Source organism: Sphingomonas sp. PAMC 26605 (assembly GCF_000241485.1).
In the GTDB taxonomy this organism is placed as follows: Bacteria; Pseudomonadota; Alphaproteobacteria; order Sphingomonadales; family Sphingomonadaceae; genus Sphingomonas.
The window spans coordinates 1,061,052-1,078,015 of the sequence record NZ_JH584241.1 but is presented as its reverse complement, the minus strand read 5'-3'; the positions used below and the strand labels follow the sequence as shown (position 1 = coordinate 1,078,015).

18 protein-coding genes and 1 pseudogene are annotated in these 16,964 nt (G+C 67.8%); 11 read left to right on the top strand and 8 right to left on the bottom strand.

Annotated elements, in window-relative coordinates:
* Positions 1-10: 10 nt before the first annotated feature.
* Entirely contained in the window at positions 11-805 is a 795-nt protein-coding gene (locus RH90_RS04885) for an exodeoxyribonuclease III (RefSeq protein ID WP_010184238.1), read from the top strand.
* On the top strand, positions 802-1,878 hold the full coding sequence (gene ribA, locus RH90_RS04880; RefSeq protein ID WP_010184237.1) for a GTP cyclohydrolase II: 1,077 nt from the start codon (positions 802-804) through the stop codon (positions 1,876-1,878). Before RH90_RS04885 ends, ribA begins: the two co-directional genes overlap by 4 nt.
* Here the strand turns inward: ribA and RH90_RS04875 are convergent.
* Together RH90_RS04875 and RH90_RS04870 are read right to left on the bottom strand one after the other, a co-directional pair.
* Positions 1,875-2,537, bottom strand: coding sequence for an HAD family hydrolase (locus tag RH90_RS04875; protein ID WP_010184235.1), 663 nt, complete (start codon positions 2,535-2,537; stop codon positions 1,875-1,877). The genes ribA and RH90_RS04875 overlap by 4 nt on opposite strands.
* Entirely contained in the window at positions 2,534-3,211 is a 678-nt protein-coding gene (locus tag RH90_RS04870) for a YggS family pyridoxal phosphate-dependent enzyme (protein ID WP_010184234.1), read from the bottom strand. Before RH90_RS04870 ends, RH90_RS04875 begins: the two co-directional genes overlap by 4 nt.
* 76 nt (positions 3,212-3,287) lie before the next feature.
* Between RH90_RS04870 and RH90_RS04865 the strand changes: the two genes are divergently transcribed.
* Positions 3,288-3,734: a thiamine phosphate synthase gene (locus RH90_RS04865; RefSeq protein ID WP_232280301.1), complete on the top strand. Its 447-nt coding sequence runs from the start codon at positions 3,288-3,290 to the stop codon at positions 3,732-3,734.
* Positions 3,735-3,740: 6 nt separating this feature from the next.
* Here RH90_RS04865 and RH90_RS04860 read toward each other — a convergent pair whose 3' ends face one another.
* Positions 3,741-4,406 (bottom strand): hypothetical protein, encoded by a 666-nt coding sequence (locus RH90_RS04860; protein ID WP_232280300.1) that lies wholly within the window; start codon positions 4,404-4,406, stop codon positions 3,741-3,743.
* Between the two features lie 323 nt (positions 4,407-4,729).
* Here RH90_RS04860 and RH90_RS04855 point away from each other — a divergent pair, with 323 nt between their 5' ends.
* The 4 genes from RH90_RS04855 to RH90_RS04840 are packed head-to-tail and all read left to right on the top strand — an operon-like array spanning position 4,730 to position 9,468.
* Positions 4,730-5,191 carry a DUF3576 domain-containing protein gene (locus RH90_RS04855; protein ID WP_010184230.1) on the top strand — a complete coding sequence of 154 codons (462 nt, stop codon included), beginning with the start codon at positions 4,730-4,732 and terminating at the stop codon, positions 5,189-5,191.
* A 12-nt stretch (positions 5,192-5,203) separates the two neighbouring features.
* Entirely contained in the window at positions 5,204-7,930 is a 2,727-nt protein-coding gene (gene leuS / locus RH90_RS04850; RefSeq protein WP_010184228.1) for a leucine--tRNA ligase, read from the top strand.
* Positions 7,927-8,430 carry an LPS assembly lipoprotein LptE gene (gene lptE, locus RH90_RS04845; RefSeq protein ID WP_010184227.1) on the top strand — a complete coding sequence of 168 codons (504 nt, stop codon included), beginning with the start codon at positions 7,927-7,929 and terminating at the stop codon, positions 8,428-8,430. Before leuS ends, lptE begins: the two co-directional genes overlap by 4 nt.
* A gap of 21 nt (positions 8,431-8,451) precedes the next feature.
* Positions 8,452-9,468: a hypothetical protein gene (locus RH90_RS04840; protein WP_010184226.1), complete on the top strand. Its 1,017-nt coding sequence runs from the start codon at positions 8,452-8,454 to the stop codon at positions 9,466-9,468.
* Here the strand turns inward: RH90_RS04840 and ung are convergent.
* The 5 genes from ung to RH90_RS04815 form a co-directional block, all read right to left on the bottom strand.
* Positions 9,465-10,157: a uracil-DNA glycosylase gene (gene ung, locus RH90_RS04835; RefSeq protein WP_010184224.1), complete on the bottom strand. Its 693-nt coding sequence runs from the start codon at positions 10,155-10,157 to the stop codon at positions 9,465-9,467. The two genes, RH90_RS04840 and ung, sit on opposite strands and share 4 nt — an antisense overlap.
* Positions 10,158-10,168: 11 nt before the next feature.
* On the bottom strand, positions 10,169-10,471 hold the full coding sequence (locus tag RH90_RS04830) for an alkylphosphonate utilization protein (protein ID WP_010184223.1): 303 nt from the start codon (positions 10,469-10,471) through the stop codon (positions 10,169-10,171).
* 2 nt (positions 10,472-10,473) lie between these two features.
* Positions 10,474-10,602: a hypothetical protein gene (locus RH90_RS24585; RefSeq protein WP_268249508.1), complete on the bottom strand. Its 129-nt coding sequence runs from the start codon at positions 10,600-10,602 to the stop codon at positions 10,474-10,476.
* A gap of 1,034 nt (positions 10,603-11,636) precedes the next feature.
* The gene (locus RH90_RS04820; RefSeq protein ID WP_029625039.1) at positions 11,637-12,641 is read right to left on the bottom strand and encodes a GGDEF domain-containing protein; all 1,005 of its coding nucleotides are present in this window, start codon (positions 12,639-12,641) and stop codon (positions 11,637-11,639) included.
* Positions 12,642-12,748: 107 nt separating this feature from the next.
* The gene (locus RH90_RS04815; protein ID WP_086011197.1) at positions 12,749-13,822 is read right to left on the bottom strand and encodes a phospholipase A; all 1,074 of its coding nucleotides are present in this window, start codon (positions 13,820-13,822) and stop codon (positions 12,749-12,751) included.
* Between the two features lie 95 nt (positions 13,823-13,917).
* Here RH90_RS04815 and hisN point away from each other — a divergent pair, with 95 nt between their 5' ends.
* The 4 genes and pseudogenes from hisN (at position 13,918) to pheS (ending at position 16,902) form a co-directional block, all read left to right on the top strand.
* Positions 13,918-14,700: a histidinol-phosphatase gene (hisN, locus tag RH90_RS04810; RefSeq protein WP_010184220.1), complete on the top strand. Its 783-nt coding sequence runs from the start codon at positions 13,918-13,920 to the stop codon at positions 14,698-14,700.
* A 424-nt stretch (positions 14,701-15,124) separates the two neighbouring features.
* Complete coding sequence (rpmI, locus tag RH90_RS04805; RefSeq protein WP_010184218.1) at positions 15,125-15,328, top strand: 50S ribosomal protein L35; 204 nt, start codon at positions 15,125-15,127, stop codon at positions 15,326-15,328.
* A 17-nt stretch (positions 15,329-15,345) separates the two neighbouring features.
* Positions 15,346-15,711, top strand: a complete 366-nt coding sequence (gene rplT / locus RH90_RS04800) for a 50S ribosomal protein L20 (RefSeq protein WP_010184217.1) — start codon at positions 15,346-15,348, stop codon at positions 15,709-15,711.
* Positions 15,712-15,805: 94 nt separating this feature from the next.
* Positions 15,806-16,902 (top strand): annotated as a pseudogene (gene pheS / locus RH90_RS04795) (phenylalanine--tRNA ligase subunit alpha).
* Positions 16,903-16,964: the final 62 nt, after the last annotated feature.

Sequence of the window (16,964 nt, the reverse complement as noted above, 5' to 3'; positions counted from 1 at the left end):
CAGCGCTCGCATGACGACACCGCTCAAGATCGTATCGTGGAACATCAATTCGGTCCGCTTCCGCCTCGACATCGTCGAGAAATTCTTGCGCGAGATGGCACCCGACATCCTCTGTCTGCAGGAAACCAAGGTCGTCGATCACGACTTCCCGACCGCGGCATTCCGCGCGCTCGGGTATCGCCACATCGTGCTGCACGGGCAGAAGATGCACCACGGCGTCGCGATCCTGTCGAAAGTCCCGCTGGTCGCGGATGACCGCTTCGACTGGCAGGCCAATCAGGAGGCGCGCCATGTCGGCGTGCGGCTCGAATCGGGGATGCGGATCGAGAATGTCTATGTGCCGGCGGGTGGCGACGTGCCCGACCGCGAGGCGAATCCGAAGTTCGGCCAGAAGCTCGATTTCCTCGAGCGCATGACGCAGTGGTCGCAGGGGCTGAATGTGCCGACGCTGCTCGTCGGCGACCTCAACATCGCCCCGCTCGAATCGGACGTGTGGAGCCACAAGCAGCTGCTCAAGACCGTCAGCCATACACCGATCGAGGTCGCGGCGATGGACCGGCTCAAGGCGTCGAACAGCTGGGTCGATCTCGGGCGGCATTTCTTCCCGGCGCCGGCGCGGTTGCACACCTGGTGGAGCTATCGGTCGGTCGATTGGACGGTCAACGATCGCGGCCGGCGGCTCGACCATATGTGGGCGACCGCCGACGTTGCGGCCAAGGCGACGCGGCACCATGTCTATGAGGAATGCCGCAGCTGGCTCAAACCCTCCGACCATGTGCCGATCATGACTGAATTCGCGATATGAGCCACCCGATCTGTGGCGATGCACACAAGACCGCGCTCGCGATCGACGCGCTGCGCCGCGGCTGGCCAGTCGCGATCGCCGGAGCCGACGGCACGCTCGCGCTGTTGCCGATCGAGACCGCCGACCTGGCGCGGCTCGCTGCGTTCGATCCGGAGGCCCGCGCGCCGCTGCTGCTCTCGGCAGGGCGATCGGCGACGCTCAAGCTCACCAACCAGCTCGAAGCGGCGGCGCCCGATGCGCCGGTTCTGGTCGAGCGCGTGCCGTGGATCGACTTTGCGATGGCGACCGCGCTGGCCGATCCGCAATTCGATCTCGACACGCCGCTCAAGGGGCCGTTCCGTGCGATCCACCTCGACGCGTGCGACGCGGGCGCGGCAGCGCTGCGTCTGGCACGGATCGGTGGTGTGCTTCCCGCTTTCTTCGCGATAGCCGACGGCGACGCCGCGCTTGTGCTGACGCCGGGCGATATCGACGCGCATGAAGATGCCGCGCGGCTGACGATCGCGACGCGGGCGCATCTCCCGGTGGTCGGCGCCGAGAATGCCGAGATCGTTGCGTTCCGCACCCCCGAGATGCCGGGCGAGCATATCGCGCTGCTGATCGGTACCCCCGACGGCGGACCGCCGCTGGTGCGGCTGCACAGCGAATGCCTGACCGGCGACATGCTCGGCAGCCTCAAATGCGACTGCGGCCCGCAGCTCCATGCCGCAATCGACGCGATTGCGGTGAGCGGGTGGGGGATCGTGCTCTACCTGCGTCAGGAAGGGCGCGGGATCGGGCTGATCAACAAGCTGCGCGCCTATGCGCTGCAGGACAAGGGGTTCGACACGGTCGACGCCAACACGCGGCTCGGCTTCGCCGTCGATTCACGCAATTTCGCGGTTGCCGCGCGGATGCTCGAGCTGCTCGGCCAGACCTCGGTCCGGTTGCTCACCAACAATCCGCAGAAGGTCGCGCAGCTCGAGGCGGCCGGGATCGGCGTGGTCGAGCGCGTGCCGCACATCCTCCCCGCCAACCCGCACAACGAGCGCTATCTCGCGACCAAGCGCGACCGCACCGGGCATCAATTCTAGCCGAGCAGGCGCCGGACGGTCGCGAAGTCTTCGGCGACGTCGTGCACACCGATCGCGCGCAGCTTGTCGGCATGGTCGGGCCCGCAATGCGTCGCGCCGACGAAGCCGATGACGTGCGCGCCCGATGCCACCGCACCGGTCGCGCCGACGGGCGAATCCTCGACGATCACGCAGCGCGCGATATCGACCCCGAGCGCGGCGGCGGCATGGAGATAGATATCGGGTGCTGGCTTGCCGTTGACGACATGCTCCTTGCCCGAGAACAAGCGGTCGCCGAATGCCTCGCGCAGGCCGATATGCTCGAGATGCCGCGCGATCCACGCGGTCGAGCTCGACGAGGCGATCGCCTTGGGCAGGCCGACGGGCAGGTCGAGTACGAACGCGACCGCGCCTTCGACCGCATCGATGCCCTCGCGCATGACGCGGTCATCCTCGGTGCGACGCGCGGTATGGAAATCGTCGGGCAGCGGGCGCCCGATCCAATCCTCGACCGCGCCGATGAACGACGCGCCTGACAGGCCCATGAAGTTGGCGAACGAATCGGCCGGTGTGGTGGGATGGCCGATGCTCGTCAGATAAGCGGCGATCTGGCGATTGCCGACGGCCTCGCTCTCGATCAGTACGCCGTCGAAATCGAAGATGATCGCGTCGAAGGTCATGAACGGCTTCCAAACAGAGCGGTGCCGACGCGGATATGCGTCGCGCCGAGCATCACGGCGGTTTCGTAATCGCTCGACATGCCCATGCTGAGCGCGTCGAGCCCGTTGTCGCGGGCGAGCTTGGCGAGCAGCGCGAAATAGGGGGCGGCCTCGGTCTCGACCGGGGGGACGGCCATCAGCCCGATAACCGGCAGCGCTGCCGCGCGTGCCCCGGCGAGCAGCGCGGGCAAGTCGGCGATCGGGCAACCGCCCTTTTGTGGCTCGTCGCCGATATCGACCTGAAGGAAGCAGTCGGGCCGCCGGCCGTGCTTGTCTATCGCGCGGCCGAGCGCGGTGACGAGCGAAAGGCGGTCGACCGAATGGATCACGTCGAACAGCGTGACCGCATCGTCGGCCTTGTTCGATTGCAGCTGACCGACGAGATGCAGCGCCACATCGGGGTAGGTCTCGCGCAGCGCTGGCCATTTGCCTTGCGCTTCCTGGACGCGATTCTCGCCGAACGCGCGCTGGCCGGCAGCGAGCAGCGGCGCGATCGCCTCGGCGGGCTTGGTCTTCGAAACCGCGATCAGCGTCACCGACCCGGCCTTGCGGTCGGCGAGCGCGGCGGCGTGGGCGATCTTGGCTTGGACCGCGGCGAGCGCGGCGGCGGGTGGGAGAGGGTCGTCGCTGGACATTGGCGGCGCTATAGGCGGGACTATGCCCCCGCGTCACCCCAATAGCCGTAGGTTCCCGGTCCCGACGCTGTGGCTGATGACCGACGAACGCATGGGTGCCGCCTTATGGCCCGCACTGGCAGGTCTTCCCCGCGGTAGCGGGGTCGTATTCCGGCATTTCGGAACCCCGCCACCCGAGCGCGCGGCGCTGTACGCGCGCATCGCTCGGATGGCGCGATCGCGCGGGCTGGTCTTGATCGAGGGCGGAGGCGCCGCGCAACGCCGCCTCCTGCACCCGGCGCATACGATTCGCGAGGCGATCGCCGCGCGTCGTGCCGGGGCGGCGCTGGTTCTGGTCTCGCCGGTCTATCCGACGCGGACGCATATCGGCGCGCGCGCGCTTGGCCCGCTGCGCGCTGCTGCGATCGCGCGCGCGGCGCGGCTTCCTGCGATCGCGCTCGGCGGGATGACGCGGAGGCGGTTCATGCGAATCAAGGCGCTGGGCTTTGTCGGCTGGGCAGCGATCGATGGGCTTACGCCCTGAACCGCATCAGAAGCGGAACGCGGTCCCGACATAGACGGCCTGGCTGTCGCGGCGCGTCGCATCGGCGGCGGGCTGTTCGATCAGCCGTTCGCGCTCGGCCTTGTAGCGCACGCCCGCGGTGACATCGATCCGCCGCGTCAGCGCGTACGAGCCGCCGACGTCGATCGAATAGGCCGGTGCATCCTCGATCAGCTTGGGCGCACCCGCGAGCGGACGGTCGGTCGCGGCTTTCACGCGGCCGGTGAAGCGGTTGCCGGTATAGCTGACGCCGAGATCGGCCGCCTCGCGACCGCCGGGCAGGCCGGCGAGATCGACCTTCGAGACGTCGCCCGATACGGCGAAGCGCTTCCAGCCGACCGCAACACCGAGATTGTAGGCGATCGGCGTCAGGCTGGTGGTCGAGGCCGGAAGCGGCGCGGTGCGATCGACCACGGCGATGCCGCGCGCCGAGCGGGCGCGAATCGCCACCGTCACCGGATGCGCAGCGTCGCCGCGCGCGTCGGACGGCGTGAAGCGGAAGCCGCTGGTATCGAGACCGCCGCGCGCGAAGATCGCAGCGAGCCGAGGGTCGGCCGATGCCGGGGTGAACGAGCCGATGCCCCGCACGAATACGGGGCGCTTGGCGGCGAAGCGTGCCGTCGGCGTATCGCTCGCGCCAAGTGCCGGGGCCACGGCGAAGCCGAGGGCGACAAGCGACCCCACAGCAATCCCGGACAACCAACGAGCAGACAACACGTGCAACCCCTCTGCGTGCCGCTTCGGCACCCCTTATCTGACAACGCGCCTATCACGATTCAATTCCGTCGTGCCACTGTAACGGCGCAATTTCCTCGAAGAGTGTCACGAAGGACACACCTTGGCGACAGGCGAGGCTAAACGGCGCTGAGGCGGCTTGGATCCCTGCCGACGGGAGGCCCGAGGTGTTGCTTGCGGCGAACGTGCAACATTCTATAGATACCGCCACTCTCAAGTCCCCGTTTGCTCAGGAACCGCCGATGATCCGCCGCCCAGGCACCGCGCCCCGCACCCTTGTCGTGCTCTCCTGTGCGCTTGCCGCAACGCTGTCGCTCGGCGCCTGCGCGCACAAGGGCGCGCGTATCGCCAATCCCGATCTCGCTGCATCGAAGGTCACCACGATCGGCGTCAACGCCTATCTGTGGCGCGCGAGCCTCGACACGCTGAGCTTCATGCCGCTGCTGCAGACCGATTCGAACGGCGGCGTGATCGTCACCGACTGGTACATCAACCCGGCAGCGCCTTCGGAACGCGTCAAGGTGACGGTGACGATCCTCGACCAGGATCTGCGCGCCGACGGCCTGCGCGTCGCGGCGCTTCGCCAGGTCAACCAGGGCGGGCAATGGGTCGCGGCGCCGGTCCAGGCGGCGACCGTCCAGAAGCTCGAGGACATCATCCTGACCAAGGCGCGTGATCTGCGTCGCGCCGCCGTCGCGGGCTGAGGCAGCACTCTTATGGCGTCACGCTTCAATGCGCTGAAGGCGGACGCGGCTTGGCAGAAGGTTTGGGACGACCGCGCCACCTTTGCCGCTGACGATCACTCGACCAAGCCGCGCTCTTATGTGCTCGAGATGTTCCCCTATCCGTCGGGGAAGATCCATATGGGCCATGTCCGCAATTACACGATGGGCGACGTGCTCGCGCGCTATCGGCGGATGACGGGGATGGAAGTGCTCCACCCGATGGGGTGGGACGCCTTCGGCATGCCCGCCGAGAATGCCGCGATGGAAAAGCATGTCCACCCCGGCGGCTGGACGCGCGACAATATCGCGACGATGAAGGCGCAGCTCAAGCGGCTGGGCTTCGCGCTCGACTGGAGCCGCGAGCTCGCGACCTGCGAGCCCGACTATTACGGGCACGAGCAGGCGCTGTTCCTCGATTTGTTCGCGGCGGGCCTGGTCTATCGCAAGGAAAGCTCGGTCAATTGGGATCCGGTCGACATGACCGTGCTCGCCAACGAGCAGGTCATCGACGGGCGCGGCTGGCGCTCGGGCGCGCTGGTCGAGCGGCGCAAGCTGTCGCAATGGTTCCTCAAGATCACCGACTTTGCCGATGAATTGCTCGAGGGCCTGGATGGGCTCGAGCATTGGCCCGACAAGGTCAAATTGATGCAGGAGAATTGGATCGGGCGCAGCCGCGGGCTGACGTTCCGGTTCTCGCTGTCTTCTTCTTCTGCTCCCCTCCCGCTCGCGAGTTCGGGGTCGACAGCGCCCCGCGCTGTCGAGGATGTGCCGGGGGCACATCCGACCCCGAACTGGGCCGGGGGTGGGCGCGCGCTTTCAACGGAAGCTGACGCGGATAGCGCGAGCCCACCCCTAACCCCTCCCGCAAGCGGGAGGGGGATTGCGTCGGTCGAGGTGTTCACCACCCGCCCCGACACGATCTTCGGTGCCAGCTTCGTGGCTGTCGCCGCCGATCACCCGATCGCGCAGGCACTCGCCGCCACGAACCCCGCCGCGGCCGAGTTCATAGCGCTGTGCAAGCGCGGCGGCACCACCGCGGCCGAGCTCGATACGCAGGAGAAGCTCGGCTTCGACACCGGCATCACCGCGTCGCATCCGTTCGATCCGAACTGGCAGCTGCCGGTCTACATCGCGAACTTCGTGCTGATGGAATACGGCACTGGCGCGGTGTTCGGCGTTCCCGCGCACGACCAGCGCGATCTCGATTTCGCGCGGAAATACGATCTGCCGGTGCGCCGCGTCGTCTCTGACGGTGACGTGACGGACCCCGTGTTCGAAGGCACTGAGGCCGCGACCGGCCCCGGCACGCTCGTCAACTCGCACTTCCTCGACGGCATGGACGTCGAGGACGCCAAGCGCGCGGTCATCCAGCGTGCCGAAGGCGAGGGCTGGGGCACGGGCTCGACCGTGTTCCGCCTGCGCGATTGGGGCGTCAGCCGCCAGCGCTATTGGGGCACGCCGATCCCGATCATCCATTGCGACGCGTGCGGCGCGGTGCCGGTGCCCAAGGACCAGCTCCCCGTCGTGCTGCCCGAGGACGTGTCGTTCGACATCCCCGGCAACCCGCTCGATCGGCATCCGACGTGGAAGCATGTCGCGTGCCCGTCGTGTGGCGGGCAGGCACGGCGCGAGACCGATACGCTCGACACCTTCGTCGATTCGTCGTGGTATTTCATCCGCTTCGCCAGCCAGCCGAAGGACAAGCCGTTCGACCGCGCCGTCGCGGAAAAGTGGCTGCCGGTGGCGCAATATATCGGCGGCGTCGAGCATGCGATCCTGCACCTGCTCTACGCGCGCTTCTGGACGCGTGCGCTGAAGCATATCGGGCTGCTCGACGTGGCCGAGCCCTTCGCCGGCCTGTTCACGCAAGGCATGGTCACGCACGAGACCTATAGCCGCCAGGTCACCGAGCTCGGCAGCGACGGCGTCGACAGCATCACCAAGCCGCTCTGGCTCTCGCTCGACGATATCGTCCGCAGCGGCGACGGCTGGACCGAGAAGGCGACCGGCGAAGCGGTCACCGTCGGCCGCGTCGAGAAGATGTCGAAGTCGAAGAAGAACACAGTCGACCCGACCGGCATCGTCGATCAGTACGGCGCCGACGCGACGCGCTGGTTCATGCTGTCTGATTCGCCGCCCGAGCGCGATCTGCCGTGGAGCGAGAGCGGGATCGAAGGCTCGTGGCGCTTCATCCAGCGGCTGTGGCGGCTGTTCGACGGCGAGCGTGCAGGCGAAGGCGGTGCGAAGAACGCCGCGCTCGACCGCAAGCTCCACCAGAGCATCGCCGGCATCGCGCTCGATATCGAGGCTTTGAGCTTCAACAAGGCGGTCGCCAAATTGTACGAGCTGACCGCCGCGATCGAACGCGCCGAGCCCTCGGCCTCGCGCGACACCGCGATCGCCACGCTGATGCGGCTCGTCGCGCCGATGGCGCCGCACCTTGCCGAAGAGGCCTGGGCCGCGGCGGGGAACGAAGGCCTGATCGCCGACGCGCCCTGGCCCGCGGTCGATGCCGCGCTGCTGGTCGAGGACGAGGTCACCATCGCGGTGCAGGTCAACGGCAAGCTGCGCGACACGCTCACCATGCCCAAGGGCCATCCGAGCGATGCGGTCGAGGCCGCAGCGCTCGCCTCGGACAAGATCGTCCGCATCCTCGAAGGCAAAGCCCCCCGGAAGGTCATCGTCGTGCCCGATCGTCTCGTGAACATCGTCGCATGATGCGGCGGCTTGCCTTGCTCGTGCCGTTCTCCGCGCTCGCGCTGGCGGGCTGCGGCCTGCATCCGCTCTATTCGGGCGGCGGTTCGGGCACCGTCGCCAGCGGGCTGACGCAGATCGAAGTCGGGCCGATCGAAGGCAAATCGGGCTGGATGATGGGCAACGCGCTGCGCGACCGGCTCCACGCGCAGGCGACGCCGCGCTACCGGCTCGAGATCAAGCTCGACGACCAGATCACCGGGCTCGGCGTCAATCGCGACAACTCCATCTCGCGCGAGCGCCGGACGTTGCGCGCGCGCTATCAGCTGGTCGACCTGTCGAACGGGTCGGTGCTGCTCGACGCCACCGCCGGGTCGGACGCGGGCATCGACGCGGTCAATTCGGAATATGCGACGATTGCCGCCGAGGACACCGCGCTCGAGCGGCTGTCGCAGATCGTCGCCGACCAGATCGTCGCGCGCGTCGCCACCTATGTCCAGCGTACCGCGCCCGAGCCGCGCTGACATGCCCCGCGGGCGGGCGTCGTGAAAGCCAATCTCAACCAGCTGACGCGCGCGATCGAGAGCGGCAATCCCGACATCCGGCTTTACGTGCTCTACGGCCCCGATGAGGCGGGCGCACGCGACATAGCCGCGCGTGTCGCACGCGCGCTCGGGCCCGATGCCGAGCGCGTCGACCTCGAGCCGGCATTGCTCAAGGCCAATCCCGGGCGACTCGCCGACGAGGCGGCGTCGATGTCGCTGTTCGGCACCGCGCGCCATATCCGCGTCGCGGGTGCGGGCGAGGAAAGCGTTGCGGCGGCGACCTTGCTGCTGTCGGCCGAGCGCGCCGGCAATCCGGTGGTGCTGCTCGCGCCCAATGCCAAGGCGACCTCGGCGCTGGTCAAGCTCGCGACGAGCGATCCGCGCGCGATGTCGTGCGTGTTCTACGTTCCCGAAGGCGGCGAGGCCGACAAGATCGCGACGAGCATCGCACGCGAGCAGGGCCTGCGCACGATGGGCGGCACCGCCGCGCGGATCGCGCTCGCCGCGGCGGGTGACCGCGCGGTGATGACGCGCGAGCTCGAGAAGATCGCGCTCTATCTCGACGCCGCGCCCGAGCGGCCGCGCGAGCTCGACGATGCCGCGCTCGATGCGATCGGGGCGGATCTCGGCGATTCGGAAATGTCGCGCGCGATCGATGCGGCGATCGGCGGTGGCCCGGTCGTGCTCGGCGACGAGCTCGCGCGCCTTGCGGTTGCGGGGGTCTCGCCGATCCCGTTGCTGCGCCAGCTCGTCCGCCGTCTGATGAGCCTTGCCGAACTGCGCGCCGAGATCGACAATGGCGCGAACATCAACAGCGTGATCGAGCGCGTCTTCTTCCGCGAACGCGCGACGACCGCGGCCGCGCTGCGAATCTGGTCGGCGGCCAAGATCAGCGACGCGGTCGACCGCGTCCGCCGCGCCGAGCGCGCGACGATGGCGCCGTCCAATGCCGGCACCGTGCTGTCGGATGCGGCGATGCTCGGCGTTGCGCGGATGGCGGCGCGGCAGCGCGGCTAGGCGCGCGGCGGCAAGGCCCAGTCGATCGCGCCGCGGCCATGCGCCACGAGGAAAGCATTTGCGGCGGAGAAGGGGCGGCTGCCGAAGAACCCGTTATAGGCCGACAGCGGCGAGGGATGCGCCGCCTTCAGCACGAGATGCCGGCCGCCTTGCGTCACGTCCTCGACGAACGCCGCCTTCTTCTGCGCGTGCGCCCCCCACAGCAGGAAGACGGTCGGTTCGGGCGATTCGGCCACGACTCGGATCACGGCGTCGGTGAAGCGTTCCCACCCGCGCTTCTGGTGCGACGCGGCTGCCCCCATCCGCACCGTCAACACCGCGTTGAGCAGCAGCACGCCTTGCTTCGCCCAATGTTCGAGCAGGCCGTGCCGCGCCGGTGCGATGCCGAGATCGGTCTCGAGCTCCTTGTAGACGTTGCGCAAGCTCGGCGGGATCCGCACGCCGTCCTGCACCGAGAAGCTCAATCCATGCGCTTGGCCCGGACCGTGATAGGGGTCCTGCCCGAGGATGACGACGCGCACCGCGTCGGGCGGCGTCAGCTCGAGCGCGCGAAACCAGTCCGCGCGCGGGGGGAAGATCGTCGTTCCGGCCACGTGTTCGGCAGCGAGAAACGCATCGAGCGCCTGCATATACGGCTGCGCGACCTCATCCGCCAAGGCGTCGCGCCATGGCGATGGCAACGGCTGCATGCCTCGAACCGTCAGCGCTTGCGGACGAACTCGGCGCGCAGCACGAGACCCTTGATGCCGTCGTACCGGCAATCGATTTCCTGCGCGTCGCCGGTCAGCCGGATCGCCTTGATCAGCGTCCCGCGCTTGAGCGTCTGCCCCGCGCCCTTGACCGTCAGGTCCTTGATCAGCGTGACCTGGTCGCCATCGGCGAGCACGTTGCCGACCGAGTCGCGCACGACGACGGCAGCGTCGGCCGCGGCGGCCGGGGCGTCGGCGGCGGCGACCCATTCGCCGCTGGCCTCGTCATAGACATAACTGTCGGTGTCGCTCATGCTCAGCTCTTGATCGTGACCATCGGGACCGGCTGACCCTTGCTGGTCGGGTTCGAGGCATTGGCCTTGGGCGCCTTCTCGGCCTTGGGCTTGCGCACTTCCTTGTTCGATTTCTTCTGGCTCTTCGCCATCACGGTTCCTGACCGGGGCGAAAGGCCCCGCTTCATCCTAGCGCCAAAGCGCGGCGGGAGCCGCATCAATTCGCAGGCGCGGCCGGATCTCGCGCGCGCACCCCCAAACTTTAGACCGAGGCAACCATTGTAGCGGCGGTCCGTTCAGTCTGTGCCGGGCGTGCCCCCCTTCGCGCCCGGCACCCCCTACAAGTCGATCAATACGACCGCGGAGCCTCGTGATGAGCCCGGTCGGGACGGTCGGGCGTCCTCAGCCGCAGCCAGGCCGTATCGGTGATCCGCAACAACCGCGGTGCCGGCGGTGTTGATGCCGAGCGGATCGCTCGCCGAGACCGCTCGCGTCGCGATGATTGGATCGAGCGTCTGTAGACCCGCCGTCTTCGTGTCGGTCGCGAGGTGCTGCGGTCGATCCCCGCGGCGAGCGCCGATACCCTCGAGGCTTGTGGCGCTCAACGCGCGGCGCGGGGTCGCCCCGATCGTAGGCGAGCCGAAGCCCGCGCGCGTCCCGCTGTCGTATGAGGCGTCGGTTCGAGCGGGGGGGGTAGGGTGGCGGTGAAGGGATACCATTTGCGAAGCTGCACCGCCGCCCACTTCTGCGGTTCGCGCAGCGAGCACTCCGCTGTTGGGGGGGCGTCGGTGTCAATGTCGGGTTCGAAGCGACCAGGCGCCGGGCGATCCGCTCGCCCCGCCGCCGTGTCGGACCTTTTCAGTCAGGATCTTCCGGTTGTTGGGGCGAGCCGCCCGCTCCCGATCAGGCGATCGGGGCGAGCGAAACGGCGGTCGAAGCCAGAACGACGGTAAGCATGAGCGCAGCGACGAGCGAAACGGCGACGCGCTGAAGCGATTCGAAACGGACGGTCATGATGCATTCCCTGTGTCATCTAGCGCTCCGGACCATCCGAAGCGTCTATGCCAGGAGCGTTGCATGCGTCGTGCCATTTGATTAAGCAGTTGTTTTACGGCGTAAAATAGTGATTGCCCGGTTGAGGACATGGCGCAGAATGGGAATTTTCGCCAAGGATCAGTGCAAATTGCTACGGACACCGGACCTGGTTCCGTCCGCTATCTTTCGCCGCGTACAGCAATTTGTCGGCGCGGCCGAACGTAGCGCCCAGCGTCTCGCCCGGCTCGGCCGACGCGAGGCCCGCGGAGAAGGTCACCGCGCCGAGCGGCATGTCGGTCTCGCGCAGCCGATAGCGTTTGGCATCGACCGTGCATCGCGCCGATTCGAGCGTCAGATGCGCGTGCGACAGATCGACGTTCGAGAACAGAATGACGAATTCCTCGCCGCCGTAGCGCGCGACGAAATGCCCGTCGCACGCCGCGCTCAACGCCTCGGCGATCGCCTTGAGTACCCGGTCGCCGACCGAATGGCCGAACTGGTCGTTGACGCGCTTGAAGCGATCGACGTCGCACACGGCGAGACACAGCCGCGTTCCGCGGGCGCTCTGCTCGGCGAACGCCTCTTCGAACGCGCGGCGATTGGGCAGGCCGGTCAGCGGGTCGCGGCGCGCATCACCGCGAGCCTCCTCGAGCTTGGCGCGCAGCTGGTCGGCCTCCGAGGTCGCGGCGTGGAGGCGCGCCTCGGCCGAGCGAACGCGATCGAGCATCACCGCGGTCAACCGTGCCACTTCGCCGCCGCCCGTGCCGGCGCGCATCGCGGTCGCGCTCGCCGCCAGATCGCGGCCGAAATCGGCGGTCTCGGCGCGGATCGAGCGGACCATGTCGGTGAAGCCCTCGACCTGCATCTGCGTCTGCGCAACCAGCCCGTCGGATTGGGCCTGGTCTGCCGGTGCCCCTGGCGTGCCCCCGCCGAGCGTCACGATATCGCGCGCCGACAGGCGGATGCCGCCCTCGGTCATCGTCGCAACCGATTGCGCGAGACCCCCGGTCGGATTGCACACCACCTCGTACGCGAAGGCGTAATGGATCGGATCCGCGCTCAGCCGGTGCAGCGTCAGAAAGGCGCGGACGCAATCGAAGATCTGCCCGGCCCGGTCATCGGCGGTCACGAGCCGTGTGCTCCTCGCTAGACCCATCGCCGTCGAATCCCCCCAGCATCGTGTGCCGGATGAGCCGGCCGTTTCGTCCGCTTACCCGCGAACTGCTAAAATTGGGTGACCGGGTCGGCGACCCCGCGAGGCGCTCACCGGGTCAGCGCGATGCCGAAGCGCGCATGGCTAACGTTGCGGTTATACTCGACCAGCGTCTCGCCATAGCCGGTGAAGAATTGGCTGAAGAGATAGAGACGCGGCAGGCGATCGTCGATCCGCACCAGCGGATAGGAGAGGAAAGCTTCGGCGCTCCCTTTGCCGGTGCCGGGATTGCCGCGCCCGGTGACCGCGAGCTTCCACCCGTCGCGCTGGCCAAGCGTCATGCCGAGCGAGGTATAGCCCCAATAGCGGTCGAGATCGGGCGCGAGCCCCTGATCGCCGAAATAGCCCCATACCATCGGAGCCAGCGCCAGCCGCCAGCGGTCGCCCAGATCGAACGTCTTGTGCGCGCGCAGATACAGACGATTGACGTCGATCGAGTTGGTAACGCCACCGCCGTTCGAATCTTCGCGAAACCCACCGCCGATCAGCAGCGAGGGCGAAACCGGCACATCGACGAACACCTCGGGGCTGTAGCCTTGCGCGCGGACCGGGGTCGAGGCCCGGTCGACCGCCCAGAACATCGTATGCGTGTACGCGACGTCGAGCCGCGGCCCGTCGTCGCGGCCGAGCACGCGGAAATCGAAGCTGACCTGGAGTTTTGCGCCCGAGTCGCCGGCGCCGAACACGCCGTAGATCGGCGCATACGGGTGCAGCCGGTCGAGGAACGCGCCCGATCCGCCGCGCGAGGTGGTGACCACGCTCTCGCCGATCGCCGCGGCCGGCGCTCGGGGCGGTGCCGCGTCGGGCGGCGTCGCCGCGAGCGCGACGGGCGCAGCGTCGGCGAGCCGGTAGCGGACGCGGGCGAAGCCGCCGGCAGCGACGCTCGACGCGGCGGCAGGAAGCGCGACCAGCCGCAGCCTGGTCCCGTCGCGCGCGACCGTTTCGATTTCGGCGGGACCCTGTGCCGGCGTTGCGCTTGCCCCTTCGTTGAGCAGGAACACGACGACGCCGGCGCGCGCTGCGTCGGCCGAGGCCGGCGGGTCGACCAGCGGTCGCACTTGTGCCGCCGCCGGGCTGGCGCACGCGACCGCTGCGCCTGCTACCAGCAGCAAAGGACGAGACATCAGGATTTCCCCCAAACCAACGGCGAACCCAAACCCGGCGCGTTCCCCCGCGGGTCGGGCTGGCGAAAGCATGCCAGTCGCTCTAGGCAGAGGCAATGCGCGTTACCGACACCGACCTCGCCCTAGCCGCCGCCCTCGCCGATGCCGCGGGCGCCGCGATCCGACCCTATTACCGTGCCGAGCACGGGCTCGAGGCGAAGGACGACGCTTCGCCCGTGACGCTGGCCGATCGCGCTGCGGAAGCCGCGATGCGCAGCCTGATCGAGCGCGCCTACCCGGCGGACGCGATCATCGGCGAGGAATATGGCGTCAAGGAAGGCACGAGCGGGCGCGCCTGGGTGCTCGATCCGATCGACGGGACGCGCGCGTTCATCTCCGGGCGGCCGATCTTCGGGACGCTGATCGCCTTGGTGATCGAGGGCTGGCCGATGATGGGGGTGATCGACCAGCCGATCCTGCGCGAGCGCTGGACGGGCGTGATGGGCAAGCCGACCTTGTTCAACGGCAAGCCCGCGGCGACGCGGCGCTGTGCCGATCTCGGCAAGGCGTTGCTCGCGACGACCTCGCCGGCGCATTTCGACGATTCGCAGCTCCACGCGTTCGAGCATCTCGACGGTGCGGTGATGAGCACCGTGCTCGGCGGCGATTGCTATAATTACGGCTGCGTCGCGAGTGGCTGGCTCGACGTGGTGGTCGAGGCGCAGTTGAAGCTCCACGATTTTGCCGCCTTGGTGCCCGTGGTCGAGGGCGCGGGCGGGCGGATGTGCGACTGGCAGGGCGACCCGCTCACCGCCGATTCGGTCGGCGAGGTCGTCGCGGCGGGCGATCCGGCGCGGATCGAGGAGATTCTCGAGTCGCTCGCCTGCCGCGGGCATTGAGGTTGCGACGAACCGTGCGGTGGTTGACTCGATTGACCCCCGGACGGAATTCGACCTGCGCGATCGTTTCTGATTGTGTGCCAATGCGCGAACGGCGGCCCTTCGTCCTCCCAGTGCAAGCTGGGATCTCGCGCCGCGGGCAGCGCGCTCGCGGCGTGAGACGCCAGCTTTCGCTGGGGTGACGGGTGTTGGGCAGACGTCTGCGCCCGGCAGGCCGCGCGGCACTTCGGTTCTCGACCATTTCAAAGAGCGGATGCCACCCTAGCAGATTCGCCGCATGTAGGACAGCGCCCGCGCATTGCCGCCTTGCGTTTCGCGCGACTCTCGCTTAAGCGCCCCTCCTCCTGCGCGTAAGAAGAACTGCCCGGCCGGTATGGGCTGCCGTGGCCGTTCATAGATCGTCGCATATTTGGAAAGGACGAAAATGCCCAAACTCAAGACGAAGAGCGGCGTCAAGAAGCGCTTCAAGCTCACCGCAACCGGCCTGCTCAAGCATGGCGTCGCCGGCAAGCGTCACCGACTGATGAGCCACAACAGCAAGTACATCCGTCAGAACCGCGGCACCAAGCTGCTGTCCAAGGCCGATACGGCAACCGTCAAGGCGTGGGCGCCTTACGGTCTCGGCTGAGCGGAAGGAATTAGAGAATGGCACGCGTAAAACGGGGTGTAACCACCCACGCAAAGCACAAGCGGATCCTCAATCTGGCGAAGGGCTATTATGGCCGTCGCAAGAACACGATCCGTATCGCCCGTCAGGCCGTCGAGAAGGCCGGCCAGTACGCTTACCGCGATCGCAAGGTTAAGAAGCGCAACTTCCGCGCGCTCTGGATCCAGCGCATCAACGCAGCTGTCCGCGTCGAGGGCCTCACTTACGGCGTGTTCATGCACGGCCTGAAGCTCGCCGGCGTCGAACTCGACCGCAAAGTCCTCGCCGATCTGGCGATGCACGAGGCTGCCGCGTTTAGCGTCATCATCGCGCAGGCAAAGGCGGCTCTGCCCCAGGCCGCCTAAGGCGACCTGCAGGCAAACGCGATTTGGGGCGCGGGTGGTCTAGGCCACCCGCGCCCTTTTCGTTATCGGCTACGGCGAATTGGACGGGAAGACGATGACCACGGACCTTGACCAGCTGCGCGAAGATGCGCTCGGCGCGATCACCGCAGCGGAAACGCTCGATAGCCTGGAGACGCAGCGCGTCGCCCTGCTCGGCAAGGCGGGGAGCGTGACCGCGCTGCTCAAGACCCTGGGTGGCATGTCGCCCGACGAGCGGCAGGTGCAGGGGCCGCGGATCCAGGGCTTACGCGAGGCGGTCACTACCGCGATCGCGACGCGCAAGGCCGCGCTCGACCGCGCCGAGCTCGACGCGCGGCTCGCCAGCGAGACGCTCGACATGACGCTCCCCGCCGAGGCCGCGCCGCAAGGATCGGTGCATCCGGTCAGCCAGGTGATGGACGAACTCGCCGAGATCTTCGCCGACCTCGGCTTCGCGGTCGCGACCGGTCCCGAGATCGAGGATCAGTGGCACAATTTCACCGCGCTCAACATGCCCGAGAGCCATCCCGCGCGTGCGATGCACGACACCTTCTACGTGTCGCCTTCTTCTCCCTCTCCCCTGAAGGGGAGAGGGAGATGTTTGTTTTGCGCACGCATACCTCGCCCGTCCAGATCCGCACGATGATGGCGCAGGAGCCGCCGATCCGCATCATCGCGCCGGGCCGCGTCTATCGCTCGGACTGGGACGCGACGCACACGCCGATGTTCCACCAGATCGAGGGGCTGGTGATCGACAAGGGCATCACGCTCGGTCATCTCAAATGGACGCTCGAGACCTTCCTCAAGGCGTTCTTCGAGCGCGACGACATCGTGCTCCGCCTGCGCCCGAGCTACTTCCCCTTCACCGAACCGTCGGCGGAGGTCGATGTCGGCTACACCACGGTCAAGGGCCGCCGCACGCTCGGTGGGTCGGAAGGGTGGATGGAGCTGCTCGGCAGCGGGATGGTCCATCCCAAGGTGATCGAGGCGTGCGGGCTCGACCCCAAGGAATGGCAGGGCTTCGCCTTCGGGGTCGGGGTCGATCGGCTCGCGATGCTCAAGTACGGAATGGACGATCTGCGGCCATTCTTCGAAGGCGATGCGCGCTGGTTGAAGCATTACGGCTTCTCGGCACTCGACGTGCCGACGCTCAGCCAGGGAGTGGGGGCATGATCCTCGTATCGCGCCGCCCCACCCACCATCGTCACCCCAGCGCAAGCTGGGGTCTCCAGATT